This is a genomic window from Kitasatospora sp. NPDC088264, assembly GCF_040685715.1.
GTDB lineage: Bacteria > Actinomycetota > Actinomycetes > Streptomycetales > Streptomycetaceae > Kitasatospora.
The window spans coordinates 63303-82871 of record NZ_JBFBIR010000017.1 but is presented as its reverse complement, the minus strand read 5'-3'; the positions used below and the strand labels follow the sequence as shown (position 1 = coordinate 82871).

Sequence of the window (19569 nt, the reverse complement as noted above, 5' to 3'; positions counted from 1 at the left end):
CTCCCGGCGGGCCCCTGTGCGGGCTGTGCGGGCCCCGGCGTGGGCCCTCCGGGCCGGTGCTCGGGATGGGTGGGTGGAGGTGGGTGGGGGGAGGGGAGGGGGAGGGGAGGGGGAGGGACCCCAACGGCCATGTCCGATTTCCGCCAGTCACCCCCCGCCCCAGTGCCGCAGACTGGACAGCGTGATCGACGACGACATCCGGTACCGAGCCGTGGACAGCCGAGACGCCCGCTTCGACGGCGTCTTCTTCACGGCCGTCACGTCCACCGGCATCTACTGCCGACCGAGCTGCCCCGCCGTGACCCCCAAGCGCGTCAACTGCGTCTTCTACCCCAGCGCCGCGGCCGCCCAGGGGGCCGGCTTCCGCGCCTGCCGCCGCTGCCGCCCCGACTCCGTGCCGGGCTCCCCGGAGTGGAACCACCGCGCCGACCTGGTCGGTCGCGCGATGCGCCTGATCGGCGACGGCGTGGTGGACCGCGAGGGCGTCGCGGGCCTGGCCAGCCGCCTCGGCTACAGCTCCCGCCAGCTCCAGCGCCAGCTCATCGCCGAACTGGGCGCCGGACCGATCGCGCTGGCCCGCGCCCGCCGCGCCCAGACCGCCCGCCTGCTGCTGCAGACGACCGAACTCCCGGTCACCGACATCGCGTTCGCCGCCGGCTTCGCCTCGGTGCGGCAGTTCAACGACACCGTCCGCGAGGTCTACGACCGCACCCCCAGCGGTCTGCGCGCCGAGGTCGTGGCCGGCCGCCGCGTCGCGACCCCGGCCGGCGGCCTCACCCTGCGCCTGGCCTACCGCGGCGCGCTCGACAGCGACCACCTGATCGACTTCCTCGCCCTGCGCGCCGTCCCCGGCGTGGAGGAGGTCGTCCCCGGTCCGCGCCCCGGCGTCCGCACGTACCGGCGCACCCTGGCGCTCCCGTACGGGCACGGCATCGCCGAAGTCGACGGGCTGGCGCCGGGCGAACCGCGCACCCGCGGCTGGCTCGACTGCCGACTGCTGCTCGGGGACCTGCGCGACCTCCCGACCGCCGTCCAGCGCCTGCGCGGCCTGTTCGACCTGGACGCCGACCCGGACGCGGTCGACGAGCAGCTCGGCGCCGACCCCGTGCTCGGCCCCCTGGTCCGGGAACGCCCCGGCCTGCGCTCGCCCGGCCACGTGGACCCGCACGAGCTGGCCGTCCGCGCCGTGCTCGGCCAGCAGATCACGGTCGGCGCCGCCCGTACGCTGGCCGGCCGGCTGACCGAGAAGTACGGCACCGCGCTGCCCGAGCCGAGCGGCGGCCTGCGGCTGCTGTTCCCGCCGGCGGCGGTGCTGGCCACCGCCGACCCGGAGGACTTCGCGATGCCCGCCGCCCGCCGCCGCGCGCTCACCGGCCTGTGCGCGGCCTTGGCCGAGGGGGCGGTGCGACTCGACGGCGGGGTGGACCGGGAGGAGTCCGCGGCCCGGTTGCTGGCCCTGCCCGGCATCGGTCCCTGGACCGTCGGCTACCTGAGGATGCGGGCCCTCGCCGACCCGGACGTCTTCCTCCCGGGCGATGTGGGCGTCAAGCACGGCCTCGTCCGGCTCGGCGCCCCCGGCGACCCGAAGAACGCCGCCCGCGCGGCCGAGGCGTGGGCCCCGTGGCGCTCCTACGCCGTGCACCGGCTGTGGGCCGGGCCCACGAGCGCCAGCACTGGAACGGAGAAGGCAGAGGCATGAGCACCACCGTCTACACCACCATGGAGAGCCCGTTCGGCCGGCTGCTGCTGTCCGGCGTCCTGCCCGAGGGCGGCGGCGCGGCGGCGCTGGCCACCGTCACCGCGCCCGGGCAGAAGTACGCGCTGGCCGAGCCCGCCGACGACTGGGTCCTCGACCCGGAGGCGCTCGCCGAGCCGGTCGCCCAGCTGACCGCCTACTTCGCGGGCGAGCGCACCTCCTTCGACCTCCCGCTCGCCCCGGCGGGCACCGAGTTCCGCCGGCGGATCTGGGCCGCCCTGGACGAGATCCCGTACGGCGAGACCGTCACCTACGGCCAACTCGCCGATCTGGCGGGGGAGTCGCCGCGCGCGGTGCGGGCGGTCGGCGGCGCGGTGGGCGCCAATCCGCTGCTCATCGTCCGCCCCTGCCACCGCGTCATGGGCGCCAACGGCTCGCTGACCGGCTTCGCGGCGGGCGTGGACTGCAAGCGCCGGCTGCTGGAGCTGGAGAGCGGCACGCTGTTCTGACACGTCCGCCCGGGCGGCGGCGCGGCTCAGCCCGCCGCCCGCAGGTCCACCCGCCAGTTGTGGCTGCGCATGAGCCGCCCGGGCGGGAACTCGAAGTCCGTCTCGCCGACGAGGCTGAACCCGGCCTTCGCACAGACCGCGTTGGAGGCCGGGTTGTCCACCGAGGGGAAGGCGTGCAGGTGGCGGTGGGCGGCCTCGCGGCGGGCGGCCGCGACGGCGGCGCGGGTGGCGGCGACGGCGATGCCCCGTCCCTGGTGGCCGGGCAGGACGTTCCACCCCATCTCGTGGACGGTCTCGCCCTCCCAGGTGCGGGTGCCGTAGCCGACGGTTCCGACGGCCTCGCCCTCGGGGAGCAGCACGATCCGGTACATGCAGCCCAGGCCGGACGGGACGAAGTCCAGGTAGCGCCGGTGCCGGACGAGGAGTTGCTCCTCGGTCTCGGGGCCGCCGACGTGCTTCTTCATCTCCGGGGTGTTGACCCGGCGCAGCAGTGCGAGGTCGGCGTCCGTCCAGGGCTCGATCTGTACCTGTGCTGTGCTCATGCCGGGGACGGTAGTGGTCCGTACGGGTAGGTGACCAGCGGTTTTGCAGGCATCCGGGGGTGCTGGCCGGGGTTCGGCCCCGGATCGGCCCCGGCTCGGCCCCGGCTCGGCCCCGGATCGGCCCCGGTTTGGGCCCGGCCGGGGTTCAGGCCTGGTCGGGGCCCTGGCCGGTCTCGGCGAGGGCGCGGGCGAGCTGTTCGAGGGCGGGCAGGGCGTGGACGACGGCGTCGCGGTCGGTGGGATCGAGGGTGTCGAGGGCGGTGGCGATGCGGCGCTCGTGGGCGCGCTGCCAGTCGTCGAGCTGGCGCCGGCCGGCCGGGGTGAGGGCGATGCGGGCGGTGCGACGGTCGCCGGGGTCGGCCTGGCGGTCGACGAATCCGGCGTCGAGGAGCTTGCCGATCAGCCCGCTGACGGTGTTGGGGGCGAGCCGCTGCCGGGCGGCGAGTTCGCCGACCCGCAGGGGGGCGGCGGCGAGGGTCTGGAGGAGTTCGACCTGCGCCATGGGCAGGGACTCCCACGGGTAGTCGGTGCGGATGCTGCTGCGCAGGGCGCGGCGCAGGCGGGTGACGGTGTCGGTGAGCCGCCGGGCGTGGTCGACCGCCGTTTCGGGGGTTTCGGTGGCGGGGTCGGGGACGTGTGGTGACGACGGCATGGCGGACAGCGTATCGCCTGGTACGGGCCGGTCCGGCGGGTTGTCCACCGTCGAGCGGGGGCCTCCCGGAACTCTGCGGGGCCTCGTGGAGCTCGGTGGAACTCTGCGGGCTCCCGTCGGAAAGCGAGCAGCTCGTAGAAAGAACATATCTGCGTCCGATATATTTGTGCCATGAACGCCACCGCCCTTGCCGCGCGGCTGCTCACCGAGCGGCCCCGGCCCCGCGGCATAGCCGGCTGGCGTCACGCCCACTGGCTGGCCGTCGGCACCGTCTGCCTCGGGGCCTTCCTCGGCCAGCTCACCGCCAGCGTCACCGCCCTCGTCTTCCCGGCCCTCGGCCGGCACTTCAACGCCGGCTTCGCGGCCGTCGAATGGGTCGCCCTCGCCTACCTCCTGGTGCTGGTCGCCCTGCTCGCCCCGGTCGGCTGGCTCTCCGACCTCATCGGCCGCAAGACCATGTACCTCGGCGGCTTCGCCGTCTTCGCCCTGGCCTCGCTCGGCGCCGGATACGCCGGAAGCCTCGGCGTGCTGGTCGCCTGCCGGGCCGTCCAGGCCGTCGGCGGCGCGATGATGCAGGCCAACAGCGTCGCCCTGGTGGCGCGCGGCGTCCCGGAGCACGCGATGCGGCGCGCGCTCGGCATCCAGGCAGCGGCCCAGGGGCTCGGTCTGGCGCTGGGCCCCAGCCTCGGCGGGCTGCTGGTGGAGCACGCCTCCTGGCGGTGGGTGTTCTGGATCAACGTGCCGATCGGGGTGCTGGGCATCCTGGCCGGATGGTTCCTGCTGCCCCGTACCCGCACGGGGCCCCCGCCCGCCGCCGGTGCCGGTGCCGGGAAGCAGCTCATCGCCGGTACCGGGGGCCCGCTCACCGCCGATCCCGGGACCCCGCCCGCAGGGGCCGCCGCGAGCCTGCCCGCTCCCCGCGCCGGGGGCGCCCCCCGCGCGAGTGCCGCCGCGAGCCCTCCCGCGACCGTGCCCGCCACCGCGTCCGGAGCCCGCTTCGACCTGCCCGGCCTGCTGCTGCTCACCGGCTCCACCACCGCGCTGCTGCTCGCCCTGTCCACCGCCTCCGGACTGCCGCTGCCCGGCTGGGCCGCCGCCGCCCTGCTGCTCGCCGCCGCCGTCCTCGCGCTCGCGCTGGTCCGGCAGGAACGGCGGGCCGCCCGGCCGATCCTGGCGCCCGGCCTGGTCAACACCCCCGGGGTGCGGTCCGGGCTGGTGGTTTCGCTGATCGGCTACCTGCTGCTGTTCTGCCCGCTCGTGCTCGGCCCGGTGCTGCTCACCGGCGCGGGCGTGCCGGTGGCCCGGGCCGGCTTGGTGATCACCCTGCTGCCCGCCGCGTTCGCGCTCGCCGCGACCGTCGGCGGCGCGCTGCTGCCGCGCGGCTGGTCGGACGTCGCCCGCTGCCGCGCGGGCGCGGTGCTCGCGGGCGCGGGGCTGCTGCTGTTCGCCCTGCTGCCGGTCTCCGGGGCGGCCGTGGCGGTGCCGCTGCTGCTCGCCGGCTACGGGCTGGGACTGCTGCTGCCCGCCAACAACGCGCTGGTGATGCGGGCGATCCCGGCGCAGTGCTCGGCGGTCGGCGGCGGCATGGTGAACATGGCCCGCAGCCTCGGGACGGCGCTCGGCACCGCGCTGCCCGTCCTCGGAGTCCATCTGGCGGGCCCGGCGTCCGGCGGCCGGACGGTGCTGCTCGCTCTCGCGGCGGTCGCGGTGGCGGCCGTGGCCCTGACCCGGCCGGTCCGCCAGGCCTGAAGCCGGGGCCCCTTCCCCTAAGCCTCCGAGCGGACGTTCAGCGCGTCCTGGGCCCGGTTGAGGCCGCGTCGCACCAGCGTGTCCAGCGCGTCCGCACACCGGTCCAACACCCCTGGCAGGGCGGCCTGTTCGCGGTCCGAGAACTTCTTCAGCACGAAGTCGCCGACGCTCTGCCCCTTCGGCGGGCGCCCGATGCCGAAGCGCAGCCGCACGAAGTCGGGGGTGCCGAGCACCTCGCCCACCGAGCGCACGCCGTTGTGGCCGCCGGGGCCGCCGCCGCGCTTGAGCCGTCCGGTGCCGAACGCGAAGTCCAGGTCGTCCTGCACGACCACCAGGTGCTCGACCGGGACGCCGTAACGCCGCAGCAGACCGGACACCGGCCGGCCGGACAGGTTGACGAACCACTGCGGCTTGGCCAGCACCACCCGGTGGCCGTCGACCTCGATCTCCGCCACCAGGGCGCTGATCCCGCGCCGTCGGAACCGCGCGCCGTACCGTTCGGCCAGCCGCTCCACGGTCAGGAAGCCGGCGTTGTGCCGGGTCAGCCGGAACCACGGGCCGGGGTTGCCCAGTCCGGCGATCAGCCAGGGTGCGGCGGGGGTCATCGGGAACTCCAGGGGCTTGTCGCGGACGCGGGACGGCCGGGGCACGGTACGCACGGTACGGGACCGTCGACCGCGCCCCGGCCGTCCGAGGACACGCGCAGTGGGGTGGGTCAGGACTCGGGCACGCCGGGTGCGGCGCCGCGCTCCGTGAGCATGTCGGTCATCAGCTGCACCTCCGAGGTCTGTGCGACCACCATCGACTGGGCGAGCCGCTTCTCGGCGTCGTTCTTCGCCAGGTCCACATAGCCCTGGGCCATTTCGACGCCGCCCTTGTGGTGCTGGATCATCAGCTGCAGGTAGGACACCTCGGCGTCCCGCCCGCTGAGCGAACGCAGCTTCGCCAGTTGGGTGTTGGTGGCCATGCCGGGCATCAGCGAACCGTCGTGGGCCTGGTAGTCGTGGCCCATCTTCATCCACGCCATCGGCTTGGCCGCCGAGTGCTGCGGCAGCCCCCACTGGTCGATCCAGCCCATCATCATCCCGCGCTGGTTGGCCTGGGTGTTGATGATGTCGAAGGCGAGGGTGCGGGTCGCGTCGTCGCCGGTGCGGTCCCGGACGATGAACGACAGGTCCACCGCCTGCTGGTGGTGGGTCGCCATGTCGCGGGCGAACCCGGCCTCGGGCGAGTCGTCCGCCGGGACGGCCACCGAGGCCGACCCGGACGCCGACGTCCCGCTCGCCACCAGGGCGGGCACCCCGAGGGCCAACGCGAGGGCGGCGGCCAGCGCGGCCGGCCACCACAGCCGCCGACGGGCCGGGCGCGGCGCCTCGGCCTCGTCCGCGAACTCCTCGCGGGCGGCGTGTTCGGAGCCGTCCTCGGGCGGCGCCGCGTCGGCGGTCACATCTGCCCCATGGTGCAGGAGGCGCCCGGCTCCTGGGTCTGCTTGCCCTGGACGTACTTGGTGAAGAACTGGTTCACCCGCGGGTCGCTGGCGCTCTCCACGATCAGTTGGGTGCTCCAGGCGTTCAGGGTGATGGTGCCCTTCTCGTCCGGGTACGGGCTCATCAGCGAGTACGGGGTGGTCTTGACCTTGTCGGACAGGGTCTTGATGTCGTCCGGCGTCGCCTTGCCGTTGTACGTCACCCAGACCGCGCCGTGCTCCAGCGAGTGGACGGCGCGCTCGTTCTCGACCGGCTGGTCGTAGACGTGGCCCATGCAGTCCAGCCAGATCGCGTTGTGGTCGCCGCCGACCGGCGGGGTCATCGGGTAGCTGACCTTGTCCTTGACGTGGGTGCGGCTCAGCTCGCCGAAGGTCTGCACGCCCGGGATGTCCGCGTTGGCGGCGGCCTGCTCCTTCTTCTTGCTCTGGTTGGCGTCCATGACGATCCAGGTGCCGGTGGCGATCGCGCCGATCACCAGCACACCGGCCGCGACCGAGGCGATGACCTTGTTGCGGCGGTCGCGGCGCTGCTCGCCGGCGCGCAGCTCGGCTATCCGGGCGCGGCGGTCGGTCGGGCCGGGCTTGCCGGACTGCTTGCTGGACTGCTTCGAGGCGGAACCCATGGTGGTTGTCCTTGTCCCCGCCGCGCACTGCTGGAGGCGCGGCGGTCAGCTGAAAGAAGGGGAGGGGCGGATCCGCCGGCGGATGCCGGGCGGTGGGTTCCGCTCAGGACCGGTGTACTTGCAGCTCGTGTAGATCGGGTGCCGGATGCGGACCGTCCAGCAGCCCGGCGGGCACCACCCTGGGCAGCGCCTCGGCTGCCGGCGCGAGCGGTGACGCGGCCGGCTGCGGATGCGGCGGCGGGTTCGGCAGCTGGGCGTCCTGCGCGCAGTACGGGTGGCTGGAGCAGCCGTTGTCACGGCGCGGCTGCCCGCCGTCGGCGGTGCACCACGTCCAGTGCCGCTGCTCCCCGGCGCGCTGGCGCTGGTCGGAGGCCTTGGCGGCGGGGCCGGCGTGCGGGACGTGACTGGCGACCGTCGTGACGGTGACGGTGACGGCGGCGGTGACGGTGGTCGGCGTCGGAGCGGCGTGCGCGCCGACCGCCTTCGACTGACCGGCGCACGGCAGCGTCGTGAGCAGCGCGACCAGCAGCAGGACCCACAGCACACCCACCGGGCGGCCCGCCGGTGCGGCCCTCCCCGGTCGAGGTGAGCTGGGGGCCGACGCGGTCATGCGCACATTTAATCAGCCGAACGAGTGAAGCGATGCCCCTCCTCCACCCCCATTTTCGGCCGCTCCCGGACCCGAACACCCCGGAAACGCCCTGCTCCGGGCACATCCGGCAAGCACGGACGGAACGGGACCGAACGCGGGGGTGAACCCGGGGGTGAACCCGGGGGTGGACGCGGGGCCGGATTCCCCGGTGAAACCCGAGGTGGGCGCGGTGGCCGGGAACGGCCCGGCGCTGACCGGTTGTCGCCGAAACCCGGACAGCGTCGTTGCACTTGGAGACAATGACGTCGAGTCCGGCCCCGCCGGGGGCGGCGCGACCACGGACCGACCAGGAGCCGCCAGATGAGCAAGCAGGGTGCCCCCGCACAGTCGCACCGGCCGGACGACGGCTGGTGGGACACGGTCTACGACGGCCCGGCGGGCACCCTCCCCGACACCCCGCACGCGGACCCCGGCGACGGCAGCGTCGACGACTGGTTCGACACGGCGGTCGGCCTCATCGGCCAGCAGCGCACGGCCGAACCGGAGTCGGTGCTGGACGCGGGGCCGGTGCTGGGCGTGGATCCGGCGTCGGAGTCGGCAGCGGTGCCGGAGCCGGAGCCGGAGTCGGCAGTGGTGCCGGCAGCGGCCGAGGTGCTGGAACGGGACAGCATCGACGACTGGTTCGACACCGCGATCGGCGTCATCGGACCCCAGCGGGCGGACGAGGAGCGGGTCTTCGCCCCTGACGTCCAGGAAAGCGAAGCCAACACCCTCCCCACACCGGTCTCCCTGGACAAGCCCGCCCCCGAGCCCGCGCCGCAACCGGAACCGGAACCGGAACCGGAACCGGAACCCGAACCGCAACCCGAGGCCGAACCGGAGGCCGCCACTGAGGAACCCGAGCCCGAGCCCGAGCCCGAGCCCGAGCCCGAGCCCGAAGCCGAGGCCACCGAGGAACCCGACGCCACCGCCACCGTCCCCGACCCGCGCCCGGCCGTCCGCTCGCCGCTCTCCGACGGCGCCCCCACCGTGCCGCACATCGGCGAGCGCCCGCCGACCTACGGGCCGGAGCCGACCGCCGTCCCGGAGGCGGACCCGGGCGTGCTCGGGGCACTCGTGCCGGACACCGTCCTGGAGGGCGCCCAGTACGGCCCGTCCGTTCTGCGCGCCGTCTCCGTCCGCGGCGACTCCGCCCGCTACCGGGGCGAGTCGCGGCGGGACGCGCTGCTGATCACCAGGTTCGGGGACGGCCCGGACGGGCTGCTGCTCGCCGTGCTCGCCGGCATCGACCGGACCGGCACCGCCGCGGACGAGGCGCTCGCCCCGGGGGCCGTCGCCACCAGCACCCGCGAGGCCTGCCGCCATCTGGCCGCCGCGGTCGGCCGCAGCCGCGAGGGCCTGGCCGCCGACCTGCGCGACGGCGCCCGGGACCGGCTGCGCTACGGCCTCCAGCGGCTCGCCACCGGCGCCGTCGCCCCGCTGCGCGCGCTCGTGCCCGGGAACGAGGAGGACGGCACGCCGTCCCCGGCCTCGCTGCACTGCCTGCTGCTGTCGCTCGACCCGGCGGTCGGCCACCGGGCGGCCTTCGGGGTCGGCCCGGGCGGGCTCTACCTGCTGCGCTCCGGCCACTGGATCGACGCCTACGCGGCCCGCCTGCTGCACCACCCGGACGGCCGGCAGCCGCCGGAGGAGCCGAGGCCGTTCCGCTTCCGGCTGGTCCCCGCCACCCCGGGCGACGTGCTGCTGCTCTGCACCCCCGGCCTGGCCAGCCCGATCGCCGACGAGCCGGCTGTCGCCCACTTCCTGTCCACCCACTGGGCCCACCCGCACCCGCCCGGCACCGTCGACTTCCTCCGCCAGGTCCAGGTCCGTGCCAAGGGCTACGCCGACGACCGCACGGCCGCCGCCGTCTGGACCGAATGACGACCGCATGACGACCGCGGGGCGGCTGGAGCGCCGCCGGCCCGCCGGTGCCGCGCCCGACACCCGGTCAGCGCACCCGGTCAGCGCACCCGTTCGGCGCACCCGGGGGGAAGGCGGCGCGCGGCGCGGAGCCGCGGACGGTGACTGCGGCCCGGAGGGCGGGCAGCACCCAGACGACCTGCACCGCGGCGTACCAGGGCGGGCAGACGCCCGGGATCGGTTGACGCCGATGAGGGCGATCGGCAGGACGACGGTGAGGGCGGCATGACCGACGACGACGACACCGACCGCCGCGTCCGCGCCGTCCTCACCTACCTGAGCAAGCCCTAGCCTGATCCGGGCCCCTCCCGCGGCGAAATATGTAGACCGACCGACAGATTTCCCGGCCGCGCGAGAAGTCGGCGGGCCCGACTTCTCGCGCGCTGCTCGCGCTTGCGGGTAGTGAATATGTAGACCGACCGACATATTTTTCCCTGGTCACGACCGCGCCGACCGCGCCGACGGGAGTGGATCGCGCAGGAAGTCGACCGGGCCGACTTCCTGTGCACCGCGCGCACTCACGCGCCCCACACGCCACGCGCCCCACACGCCACGCATCACGCGCGCGCATCGCGCCGTCGCGTCACCGAGGGAAATCTATAGACCGGTCGGTATATTTTCTCCCTCGCCGCCGCAGCCCCTGGTCAGGTGCGCAGGAGGATCGCGGTGACGGCGGTGGCCTGGGTGAGGGCGGCGGGGCGGTGGGTGCCGGGGAGGCCGATGGCGAGGGGGACGGCCAGGCCGTCGAGGAGGGCGCGGATCTGGGTGGCCCGGTCGGCGGCGGGCCCGGGGGTGAAGTGGCCGGTGGCGGTGCCCTCCTCGATGAGGGCGACCAGGTCGGCCTGCCAGGGCGCCTCGATCTCCTGTTGCCCCTGGCGGATCTCGGCGCTGGCGGGGGAGCGCCCCCACACCTCGACCCACAGGATCCAGCGCGGATCGCCCGCCCCGTCGGGCAGGTAGAGGCGCAGGTAGGCGTCGAGCCGCTGCCAGGGGTCGCGCGAGCGGTCGGCGAGGGCGTCGCGGCGCCGGGCCCCGAGCTGGTCCTCGCTCCAGCGGAGGGTTTCCAGCAGCAGCTGGTCCTTGCTGCCGAAGTAGTAGAGCAGGTGTCCGGCGCTCATCTGGAGCTGTTTGCCGAGCCCGGCCATGGTGAGTTTGGCGAGCCCGTGTTCGGCGATCGCGGCCCGGGCGGTGGCGAAGACCTCCTCGCGGGGGCGCGCCGGCCGGCGCGGGCGGGGGTCGGCCATGTGCGGTGCGCTCCCTCGGTGGTGCGGAGGTCGGAAGGCTGCCGGGGCGGGGGAGGTGCCCCCGCCCCGGCAGCCGGGTGGCCCAGGTGCCCAAGGTGGCCCAGGTACCTCAAGTGGCCTGGGATCAGACGGACTTCGGCTGCTGCTGCGTGATGCAGTGGATGCCGCCGCCGTTGGCGAAGATCTCGCGGGCGTCGACGAGTTCGACGGTGCGGCCCGGGTAGGCGCGGCCGAGGACGGCGGCGGCCTCCTGGTCGCGTGGGTCGTCGAAGGCGCACAGGATCACGGCGCCGTTGGCCACGTAGTGGTTGATGTAGGAGTAGTCGACCGGTTCGCCGTCCTCGTCCAGCAGGACGGTGGGGGCGGCCAGTTCGATGACCTCCAGCGCCCGGCCCCGGGCGTCGGTGGCGGCGCGCAGGACGGCGACGAGCTCCTGGCAGACCGCGTGGTCCGGGTGGGCGGGGTCCGGCTGGACGTGGGCGACGACGACGCCGGGGCGCACGAAGGAGGCGACGATGTCGATGTGCCCGCGGGTGCCGAACTCGTCGTAGTCGCGGGTGAGTCCGCGCGGCAGCCAGATCGCCTTGGTGGTGCCGAGGAAGGCGTGCAGCTCGGCCTCGACCTCCTCCTTGGTCCAGTCCGCGTTGCGGCCCTCGCCGAGTTGGACGGTCTCGGTGACCAGGACGGTGCCCTCGCCGTCGACGTGGATGCCGCCGCCCTCGTTGATCAGCCGGGAGGCGAAGCGCTGGACGCCCGTCAGTTCGCTGATGTGCTCGGCGATGTGCTGGTCGTGGTCCCAGCGGGCCCAGGACTGGGCGCCCCAGCCGTTGAAGATCCAGTCGGTGGCGGCCAGCGAGCCCTTGCCGTCGATCAGGAAGGACGGGCCGATGTCGCGCATCCAGGCGTCGTCGAGCGGGCGCTCGACGATCTCGACCTGCTCGGAGACGTACCGGCGGGCGTCCGCGGTCTCGCCGGTGTTGACGACCAGGGTGACCGGCTCGTACCGGACGATGGTGTTGGCGACGGCGGCCCAGGCCTCGCGGCCCGCGTGCAGGTTCTCGGGGGTGTCGAAGGTGGGGTTGGCGGTGGGGAAGGCCATCCAGGTGCGGTCGTGCGGGTGCCACTCGGCGGGCATCCGGTAGCCGAGGGAGGCGGGCGTGGGGGTGGTCATCCGGGAGTCCTAGTGGGGGGAGGCGTTCGGCGGAGGTGTCAGCGGAAGTGTCAGAGGAAGTAGAGGCGGCTGAGCGAGACGCTGTCCGCGGGTTCGGAGCGCAGCGGTTCGCCGTCCAGCGAGACCAGGCCGGTCTGGGTGACGTCGACGCGGCCGACCCGGGCGTTGCGGACCATGTCGCGCGGGCCGATGCCGCGGGTGTTGCGGACGCCGACGCGGCGGCGGCGGGTGGGCAGCCCGTCGGCGGGGCGGTCGAGGTAGGCGCCGTCGGCGGCGGCCTGGGCGACGAAGGCGACCGAGATGTCGGCGGCGGTGGCGCCGTGGGCGCCGAACTGCGGTCCGAGGACGAGGGGTTCGCAGGTGTCGGTGGAGGCGTTGGGGTCGCCGACCACGCCGTAGGCGGGGAAGCCGGCCTTCAGGACCAGCTGCGGCTTGGCACCGAAGTGGTCGGGGCGCCACAGCACGATGTCGGCGAGTTTGCCGACCTCGATGGAGCCGACCTCGTGGGAGAGACCGTGGGCGATGGCGGGGTTGATGGTGAGCTTGGCGATGTAGCGCAGGACGCGCTCGTTGTCGTCGCCGCTCTCGGTGGTGCCGTAACCACCGTCCAGGGGGCCGAGTTCGGCCTTCATCTTGCCGGCCATGGCGAAGGTGCGGCGGACGGTCTCGCCGGCGCGGCCCATGCCCTGGGCGTCGGAGGAGGTGATGCCGATGACGCCGAGGTCGTGCAGGACGTCCTCGGCGCCCATGGTGCCGGCGCGGATGCGGTCGCGGGCCATGGCGGCGTCGCCGGGCAGGTCGGTCTTGAGGTCGTGGGCGGAGACGATCATGTCGAAGTGCTCGCCGAGCGCGTCGCGGCCGAACGGCAGGGTGGGGTTGGTGGAGGAGCCGATGACGTTGGGCACGCCCGCCATCTTCAGCACGTTGGGGACGTGTCCGCCGCCGCAGCCCTCGATGTGGAAGGCGTGGATCGTCCGCCCCTCCAGCACCTTGAGCGTGTCCTCCACCGACAGGCACTCGTTCAGGCCGTCGGTGTGCAGGGCGACCTGGACGTCGTACTCCTCGGCGACGCGCAGCGCGGTGTCCAGGGCGCGGGTGTGGGCGCCCATGTCCTCGTGGACCTTGAAGCCGGAGGCGCCGCCCTCGGCCAGGGCCTCGACGAGCGGGGCCGCGTCGGAGGACGAACCGCGGCCCAGGAAGCCGATGTTGACGGGCCAGGCGTCGAAGGCGTTGAAGGCGTGGCGCAGGGCCCAGGGGGAGTTGACGCCGACGCCCCAGACCGGGCCGAACTCCTGGCCGATGATCGTGGTGACGCCGGAGGCGAGGGAGGCCTCCATGATCCGCGGCGAGAGCAGGTGGACGTGGGTGTCGATGGAGCCGGCGGTGGCGATCATGCCCTCGCCGGAGACGATGGTGGTGCCGGTGCCGACGACGACGTCCACGCCGTCGAGGGTGTCGGGGTTGCCGGCGCGGCCGATCGAGGCGATCCGGCCGCCGATCAGGCCGATCGAGGTCTTGCGGATGCCCTGGATGGCGTCGATCACCAGGACGTTGCTGATCACCACGTCGCAGGTGTCGCGGACGGCGGCGGCCTTGAGGTGCAGTCCGTCGCGGGCGGTCTTGCCGAAGCCGGCCAGGAACTCCTCGCCGGGGGCCTGGGAGTCGGACTCGACGCGGACGATCAGGCCGGAGTCGCCGAGCCGGATCCGGTCGCCGGCCCGGGGGCCGTGCACCGAGATGTAGTCGTGGGGGGTGATGGACGTCATGACGGCACCTCCGCGTCGTCGAAGGTGGTCAGGTAGCCGGTCGCGCGGGCCTTGGCCAGGGCGGCCTCCTTCGCGCCGGGCGCGTCCAGCGGGCCGTCGACCAGGCCGGCGAAGCCGATCGCGACGCGCTCGCCGCCGATCGGCACCAGGCCGACCTGGACGGTGGCGCCCGGGTCGAAGCGCACCGAGGAGCCGGCCGGGACGGCCAGGTGGGTGCCGTAGGCGGCGGCGCGGTCGAAGGCGAGGCGCGGGTTGGCCTCGAAGAAGTGGAAGTGCGAGGTGACCGAGATCGGCACCTGGGAGGTGTTGTGGACGGGCAGCAGCACCGTCTCCTCGACCGGGTCGTAGCCGGCGCCGTCGCCGATCAGCGCGCCGCCGGGGGCCTCGTCGCCGAGCGAGCCGGCGCCCCGGAACGGGTCGTTGACGACGGCCAGGCGGGTGCCGTCGTCGAAGACGGCCTCGACCTGGACGACGGTGACGACGTCCGGCACGCCGGGCAGCACGTCGGCGGCGGTGAGCACGCTGCGGCCGGCCTCGATGGCCTCGGCCAGGCGCCGGCCGTCGCGGGCGGCCTCGCAGACGGTGTCCGCGATCAGGGCGGTGGCCTCGGGGATGTTGAGGCGTACGCCCCGGGCGCGGCGGGCGCGGGCCAGTTCGGCTGCTGTGAAGATCAGCAGCCGGTCCCGCTCGGTGGGGGTCAGTCGCACGGTTCCTCGCTCGCGGTCGCCGGGGGAGGGGGTCGGCTTTCGGGGGCGATGTTAGAACGTCGTTCAAACATCTCGGGCCATTGAACCCGGACCGGGCCGCCGTGTCCAGCGTTGCCGGTCCGCAGGGGTTCGGCCCGCCGGGCGCGCGGCGGGGGTGAAGCCCCGGAGCGGCGGGGGCGGAGCCCCGGAGGGGAGGGCGCGCGGCCGGGGTGCGCCGGGCGCGCGGAGCAGGACGGGGCCCGGCGCGCGGCGGGGTGCGACGGGGAGTGGGAGGGCGGCGCGGGCCGGCGCCCGGGCGCTGGGTGTGCGCGGGATCGGGCGGGGGCGGACTCGAAAACAGGCTCTGCGCTTCGCAAACCTGTCCGGCGCGGGCAGTTGGATCACGTGAACCTCCCCGTGCCCCTTTCACCCCACGTGATCGGACGCACACTGTTGCAAACGCCGTCAACTGGGCATGAGGATGGGTGGTCAGAACGTGGGGGCCACCCGGCCGGCGGGGGATCCGGAGGCGGGGGCTCGGATTCGAGGGCGGGGGCATGTGTTGATGGACGGTCAGTCGCGATTCCCGCGGCAGCGGACGAGTTCGGGTGACGCCTACCGGTCCGGGCCCGCCCCGGGCGCGGCCGGCGGCACCGGGACGACCCTGCCGGGCACCTCGGCCCCCGGCTGCGCCCTGCACCGCCGGCTGCACCTGACGCTCGACCCGGCCGACCTGGTCGCGGTCGGCTCGGTCCGCCGGCGGCTGCGGACGGCGCTCAGCCACTGGGGGGTGCCGGAGCTGTCGGACACCGCCGAACTGCTCTCTTCCGAGCTGGTGACCAACGCGCTGCTGCACACCGGCAAGGGCGCGGTGTTCGACGCGGTGCTCGGGTCGGACCACCGGCTGCGGATCGAGGTGCAGGACGGCACGACCCGGCTGCCCGGCCGGCGCCGCGATCCGGACGCCGAGTACGCGACCTCGGGGCGCGGCCTGCTGCTGGTGGAGTCGCTCGCGGACGCGTGGGGCGTGCAGCTGCGGGGCGACGGCAAGGTCACCTGGTTCGAGCTCGCCCTGCCCTGAGCCCGGCCGCTCGCGGGGCACGGGCACGGAGCGCGGGCACGGAGCGCGGGCACGGAGCGCGGAGCACGGGCCCGGGGCGCTCGGGGCGCGGGGCATGTGGGGGTACGCAGCCCGCCGCACCGTTCGCCGTCGATTCATTCGCCTTCGAAGCATGCCCAGAACAGAAGGCGGAGCGGAAGATTTCCGGCCCGTTACCATTGCCGCTCGGCCCAACATTGGACAGGATGGTGGGAATGTGTGTCCACGTGCGGGAAGCAGCGGGGAGACCGAACCTCGACCGACCCCGCCCGTCGACACCGTCCGATCCAGCACCACCCATCACACCGCCACGCGGCCCGTCCGGACGGTCGGCGCGGTCCGCCACGGCAGCGGCAGGAGCAGCATGCCCACTGAGCCCGAGTCGCCGGGGCCGGCGCTTCCATCCGGTGCGCCCACCGCCGAACCGCAGCAGGCAGCCTCCACCCACACCACCGGTCCGAACCCCGCCGGTCCCGCTCCCGTGACGGTCGACCAGCCCCCCGCCGGCCCCACCGCGGCCGGGCCGGGCCGGGCGAAGCCGCCCGCGCAGGCGGTGCGCCGGCCCGTGCCGCGCCCGGCGCCCGCGCTCGCCGCCGGACGGCTGGCGACGGTGCTCCCCGGCAGCCTGCCGCCCGCCTCCGCGGACACCATGCCGGACTGGCTGGAGCCCGCGATGGCCGCCAACGGCATCGGCTCCTTCGACTGGGACATCCGCCGCGACGTCCTGGAGGGCGACCACCGGGCCTGCGCGATCATCGGCCTGGACAGCATGGACCAGGGCCGCTTCGACCGCACCGCCGGTTCCTTCCTGGCCCTGCTGCACCCCGAGGACGCGCCGGTGGTGCGCCGCCGGGTCGAGCGCGCGGTGGCCGAACTGGGCCAGTGCGGCGCCTACTACCGCACCGTCGGGCCCAATGGCACCATGCGCGCGGTGCGCTTCCGCGGCCGGGTGCTCGCGGACGCCTTCGGCCGGGCCTCGCGGATGGTGGGCTTCGTCTGGGACGCCACCGTCGAACTGCACAAGCGCGACCGCGCCGACCGGATGGCCCTGCTGCGCGAGGAGCGCTCCCGGTTCATCAAGGAGGCGGCCCGCGCCCTCTCCGAAGCCGTCACCGTCCGCGACGTGGCCCGGGTGTTCACCGGACTGCCGCTGCCCGGACTGCCGCCGGACGGCCTGGTGCTGGCCTCCTTCGAGGCCGGCCGGGCGCAGGTGCTCGGCGCCTCCGGCTACCGGACCGAGGCGCTGGCGGTCTGGGACCGCACGGTGCTGCCGGCCGGGCACCCGGCCGCCGAGGCGGTGCGCCACCGGGCGCCGGTGTTCATCCCGACCCGCGAGGAGTTCCGCGCGTCCTACCCCGAGGTCTGGGAGCCGACCAGCCGTACCGGGCGCGGCTCCTGGGCGTTCCTGCCGCTGGTGGCCAGCGGGCGGGCGATCGGCGTCTGCGTGGTCAGCTTCGACGACGAGCGCGAGCTGGACGCGGACGAGCGCACCCTGCTGTCCACCCTGGGCGGGCTGGTCGCCCAGTCCCTGGCCAGGGCCCGGCTGCACGACGCCGAGCACGAACTGGCGGCCGGCCTCCAGCGGGTGATGCTGCCGCGCACCGTGCCGTCGGTGCCGGGGGTGACGACCGCCGTGCGCTACCTGGCGGCCGGCTCCGGCCTGCAGATCGGCGGCGACTGGTACGACGTGGTGCCGCTGCCGGGCGGGCACGTCGGCCTGGTGATCGGGGACGTCCAGGGCCACGACGTGCACGCTGCCGGGATCATGGGCCAGCTGCGGATCGCGCTGCGCGCCTACGCGGCCGAGGGGCACCCGCCGGCCGCGGTGATGGCCCGCGCCTCCCGCTTCCTCGCCGACCTGGACACCGACCACTTCGCGACCTGCGCCTACGCCGAGGTCAACGTGGACTACGGCGTGGTCTACGCCGTCCGGGCCGGCCACCTCGACCCGGTGGTGCGCCGGGCGGACGGCACCGCCGCCGTGGTGCCGGTGGCCGGCGGGCTGCCGCTGGGCATCGACCCGGACCAGGAGTACCGGGTCACCCGGTTCAGCCTGGACCCGGGCGAGACGGTGCTGCTCTGTACCGACGGCCTGGTCGAGGCGCGCGGCATGGACCTGGACGAGGGCATCGCCCGGCTCACCCGGGCGCTCGCCCGTCCGCTGCCGCCCGCCGAGGAGGCGGCCCGCGACCCGCTGGAGGACCTGGCCGACCGGATCGCCTCCCAGGCCGCCGACTCCAGCGAACGCGAGGACGACATAGCGCTGCTGCTCCTGCGCTGGGACGGTCCGGCCGGCGGCCTGGCCGCCCAGCAGCTGCGCCGCCGGATCGGCCAGGCCGACCTGGCGCGGATCTCCGAGGTCCGGGCCGAACTGCGCGACGCGCTGCGCCGCTGGGGCGTCGCCGAGTTCATCGACACCGCCGAACTGCTCTCCTCCGAACTGGTCACCAACGCCATCCGGCACACCGACCGGGACGCCATGTTCACCGCCCGGCTCTACCGGGAGCCGGCCTCGGACGGCGGCCGGGCCCGGCTGCGGGTCGAGGTGGAGGACGAGTCGGACCTGTGGCCGACCCGCCGGACCCCGGGGGAGCAGGCCTCCTCCGGGCGCGGGCTGATGCTCGTCGAGGCGCTGGCGGACGCCTGGGGCGTGGAGCCGCGCGGCTCCGGCAAGCGGATGTGGTTCGAGCTCAGCGGCACGCCCGCAACCTAGGTCCGGTCACCCGAACTGCTGCTCCAGGTCCTTCAGTTTGCGCTCCAGCGAGTCCAGCCGGGGCAGCGTCACGGTGTCCTCGTCGACGGTCAGGTCGATGGTGCGCCGCTCCGGGCGGGCGGGCAGGCCCGGCTGCGCCACCGTGCCCTCGGCGGGCACCACCGCGCCCTCGGCGGCCTCGACCTCGCGCGGCCCGGCGGGCCGCTCCGCCGCGGGCCCGCCGGCTATGGCGGGTTCCGAACCGGACTCCAACTGCCGTGCGCCGCCGCCGCGACCGCGCCAGGCGCTGTTGCTGCGGCTGATCGCCCGGATCTCCGCCCGCTCGCGGCGGCCGGCCAGCCTGCGGCGCTCCCGCTCCACGGCCCTCTCCCGCTTGTCCTCGCGGACCTCGTCCACCGCCTCGTCGAGGCTGCGGACGCCTTCCAGGAGCATCAGCGACCAGGCCGCGTAGGTCTCGCGCGGGGCGCGCAGCCAGCGCACGATGCGGATCTGCGGCAGCGGGCGGGGGACGAGTCCCTGCTCGCGCAGCGCGGCCCGGCGGGTCTGCTTGAGCGCCCGGTCGAACAGGATGGCCGCCGAGAGGGACATGCCGGAGAAGAACTGCGGGGCGCCGGCGTGGCCGAAGCCGCGCGGGGCGTGCACCCAGTTGAACCAGGCCGAGGCGCCGGCGAACAGCCAGACCAGCAGCCGGGAGCCGAGCGCGGCGTCACCGTGGCTGGCCTCGCGGACGGCGAGCACCGAGCAGAACATCGCGGCGCCGTCGAGGCCGAACGGCACGAGGTACTCCCAGCCGCCGGACAGCCCGAGGTTCTGCACCCCGAAGCCGACCAGCCCGTGGAAGGACAGCGCGGCGGCGACACCGGCGCAGCAGAACAGCAGCGTGTACGAGGCGCCGCCGTACAGGGATTCCTTGCGGCGGCGCCGTTCCTCGGAACGCTCCCAGGAATCCGGCCCTCCGGCGGCGGCGGATCCCCGGCTCCGGACCAGGGCCACCAGGAGCGCGCTGACCAGCAGCCCCGCACCTCCGGTGACGGCCCAGCCGAGCGGTATGTCGGACAATTTCATCGCCGGAACCAGCC

The 19569-nt window shown here is 74.8% G+C and carries 17 protein-coding genes; 6 read left to right on the top strand and 11 right to left on the bottom strand.

Annotated features, from left to right (window positions below; translation table 11 throughout):
- Positions 1-181 precede the first annotated feature (181 nt).
- Both AB0O82_RS16280 and AB0O82_RS16275 read left to right on the top strand, forming a co-directional pair.
- The gene (locus tag AB0O82_RS16280; RefSeq protein WP_363584103.1) at positions 182-1699 is read left to right on the top strand and encodes an AlkA N-terminal domain-containing protein; all 1518 of its coding nucleotides are present in this window, start codon (positions 182-184) and stop codon (positions 1697-1699) included.
- Entirely contained in the window at positions 1696-2205 is a 510-nt protein-coding gene (locus AB0O82_RS16275) for a methylated-DNA--[protein]-cysteine S-methyltransferase (RefSeq protein WP_363584101.1), read from the top strand. Before AB0O82_RS16280 ends, AB0O82_RS16275 begins: the two co-directional genes overlap by 4 nt.
- Before the next feature lie 26 nt (positions 2206-2231).
- Here AB0O82_RS16275 and AB0O82_RS16270 read toward each other — a convergent pair whose 3' ends face one another.
- Positions 2232-2747 carry a GNAT family N-acetyltransferase gene (locus AB0O82_RS16270; RefSeq protein WP_363584099.1) on the bottom strand — a complete coding sequence of 172 codons (516 nt, stop codon included), beginning with the start codon at positions 2745-2747 and terminating at the stop codon, positions 2232-2234.
- Between the two features lie 145 nt (positions 2748-2892).
- The gene (locus tag AB0O82_RS16265; protein ID WP_363584097.1) at positions 2893-3399 is read right to left on the bottom strand and encodes a MarR family transcriptional regulator; all 507 of its coding nucleotides are present in this window, start codon (positions 3397-3399) and stop codon (positions 2893-2895) included.
- A 171-nt stretch (positions 3400-3570) separates the two neighbouring features.
- Between AB0O82_RS16265 and AB0O82_RS16260 the strand changes: the two genes are divergently transcribed.
- Positions 3571-5148, top strand: a complete 1578-nt coding sequence (locus AB0O82_RS16260; protein WP_363584096.1) for an MFS transporter — start codon at positions 3571-3573, stop codon at positions 5146-5148.
- 17 nt (positions 5149-5165) lie between these two features.
- Here the strand turns inward: AB0O82_RS16260 and pth are convergent, their stop codons facing one another.
- The 4 genes from pth to AB0O82_RS16240 form a co-directional block, all read right to left on the bottom strand.
- Entirely contained in the window at positions 5166-5753 is a 588-nt protein-coding gene (gene pth / locus AB0O82_RS16255; protein ID WP_363584204.1) for an aminoacyl-tRNA hydrolase, read from the bottom strand.
- A 110-nt stretch (positions 5754-5863) separates the two neighbouring features.
- The gene (locus AB0O82_RS16250) at positions 5864-6448 is read right to left on the bottom strand and encodes a DUF305 domain-containing protein (RefSeq protein ID WP_363584202.1); all 585 of its coding nucleotides are present in this window, start codon (positions 6446-6448) and stop codon (positions 5864-5866) included.
- A 143-nt stretch (positions 6449-6591) separates the two neighbouring features.
- Positions 6592-7257 (bottom strand): DUF3105 domain-containing protein, encoded by a 666-nt coding sequence (locus AB0O82_RS16245; protein WP_363584094.1) that lies wholly within the window; start codon positions 7255-7257, stop codon positions 6592-6594.
- Positions 7258-7360: 103 nt separating this feature from the next.
- On the bottom strand, positions 7361-7867 hold the full coding sequence (locus AB0O82_RS16240; protein ID WP_363584092.1) for a hypothetical protein: 507 nt from the start codon (positions 7865-7867) through the stop codon (positions 7361-7363).
- A 342-nt stretch (positions 7868-8209) separates the two neighbouring features.
- Between AB0O82_RS16240 and AB0O82_RS16235 the strand changes: the two genes are divergently transcribed.
- Complete coding sequence (locus AB0O82_RS16235; RefSeq protein ID WP_363584090.1) at positions 8210-9772, top strand: hypothetical protein; 1563 nt, start codon at positions 8210-8212, stop codon at positions 9770-9772.
- A gap of 683 nt (positions 9773-10455) precedes the next feature.
- Here AB0O82_RS16235 and AB0O82_RS16230 read toward each other — a convergent pair.
- The 4 genes from AB0O82_RS16230 to AB0O82_RS16215 all read right to left on the bottom strand — a co-directional run bounded on the left by AB0O82_RS16230 (position 10456) and on the right by AB0O82_RS16215 (position 14699).
- The gene (locus AB0O82_RS16230) at positions 10456-11055 is read right to left on the bottom strand and encodes a TetR/AcrR family transcriptional regulator (RefSeq protein WP_350881577.1); all 600 of its coding nucleotides are present in this window, start codon (positions 11053-11055) and stop codon (positions 10456-10458) included.
- Between the two features lie 124 nt (positions 11056-11179).
- Positions 11180-12226 carry an agmatine deiminase family protein gene (locus AB0O82_RS16225; RefSeq protein ID WP_363584088.1) on the bottom strand — a complete coding sequence of 349 codons (1047 nt, stop codon included), beginning with the start codon at positions 12224-12226 and terminating at the stop codon, positions 11180-11182.
- A 50-nt stretch (positions 12227-12276) separates the two neighbouring features.
- Complete coding sequence (locus AB0O82_RS16220) at positions 12277-13992, bottom strand: urease subunit alpha (protein ID WP_363584086.1); 1716 nt, start codon at positions 13990-13992, stop codon at positions 12277-12279.
- Positions 13989-14699, bottom strand: coding sequence for an urease subunit gamma (locus tag AB0O82_RS16215; protein ID WP_363584084.1), 711 nt, complete (start codon positions 14697-14699; stop codon positions 13989-13991). The genes AB0O82_RS16220 and AB0O82_RS16215 overlap by 4 nt, the downstream gene beginning before the upstream one ends.
- 544 nt (positions 14700-15243) lie before the next feature.
- Here AB0O82_RS16215 and AB0O82_RS16210 point away from each other — a divergent pair.
- The gene (locus tag AB0O82_RS16210) at positions 15244-15759 is read left to right on the top strand and encodes an ATP-binding protein (protein ID WP_107452835.1); all 516 of its coding nucleotides are present in this window, start codon (positions 15244-15246) and stop codon (positions 15757-15759) included.
- A gap of 382 nt (positions 15760-16141) precedes the next feature.
- Positions 16142-18490 (top strand): SpoIIE family protein phosphatase, encoded by a 2349-nt coding sequence (locus tag AB0O82_RS16205; RefSeq protein WP_363584082.1) that lies wholly within the window; start codon positions 16142-16144, stop codon positions 18488-18490.
- Between the two features lie 6 nt (positions 18491-18496).
- On the opposite strand, the gene AB0O82_RS16200 is transcribed toward AB0O82_RS16205, so the two are convergent.
- Positions 18497-19555, bottom strand: coding sequence for a DUF2637 domain-containing protein (locus AB0O82_RS16200; RefSeq protein ID WP_350881565.1), 1059 nt, complete (start codon positions 19553-19555; stop codon positions 18497-18499).
- Positions 19556-19569 lie beyond the last annotated feature (14 nt).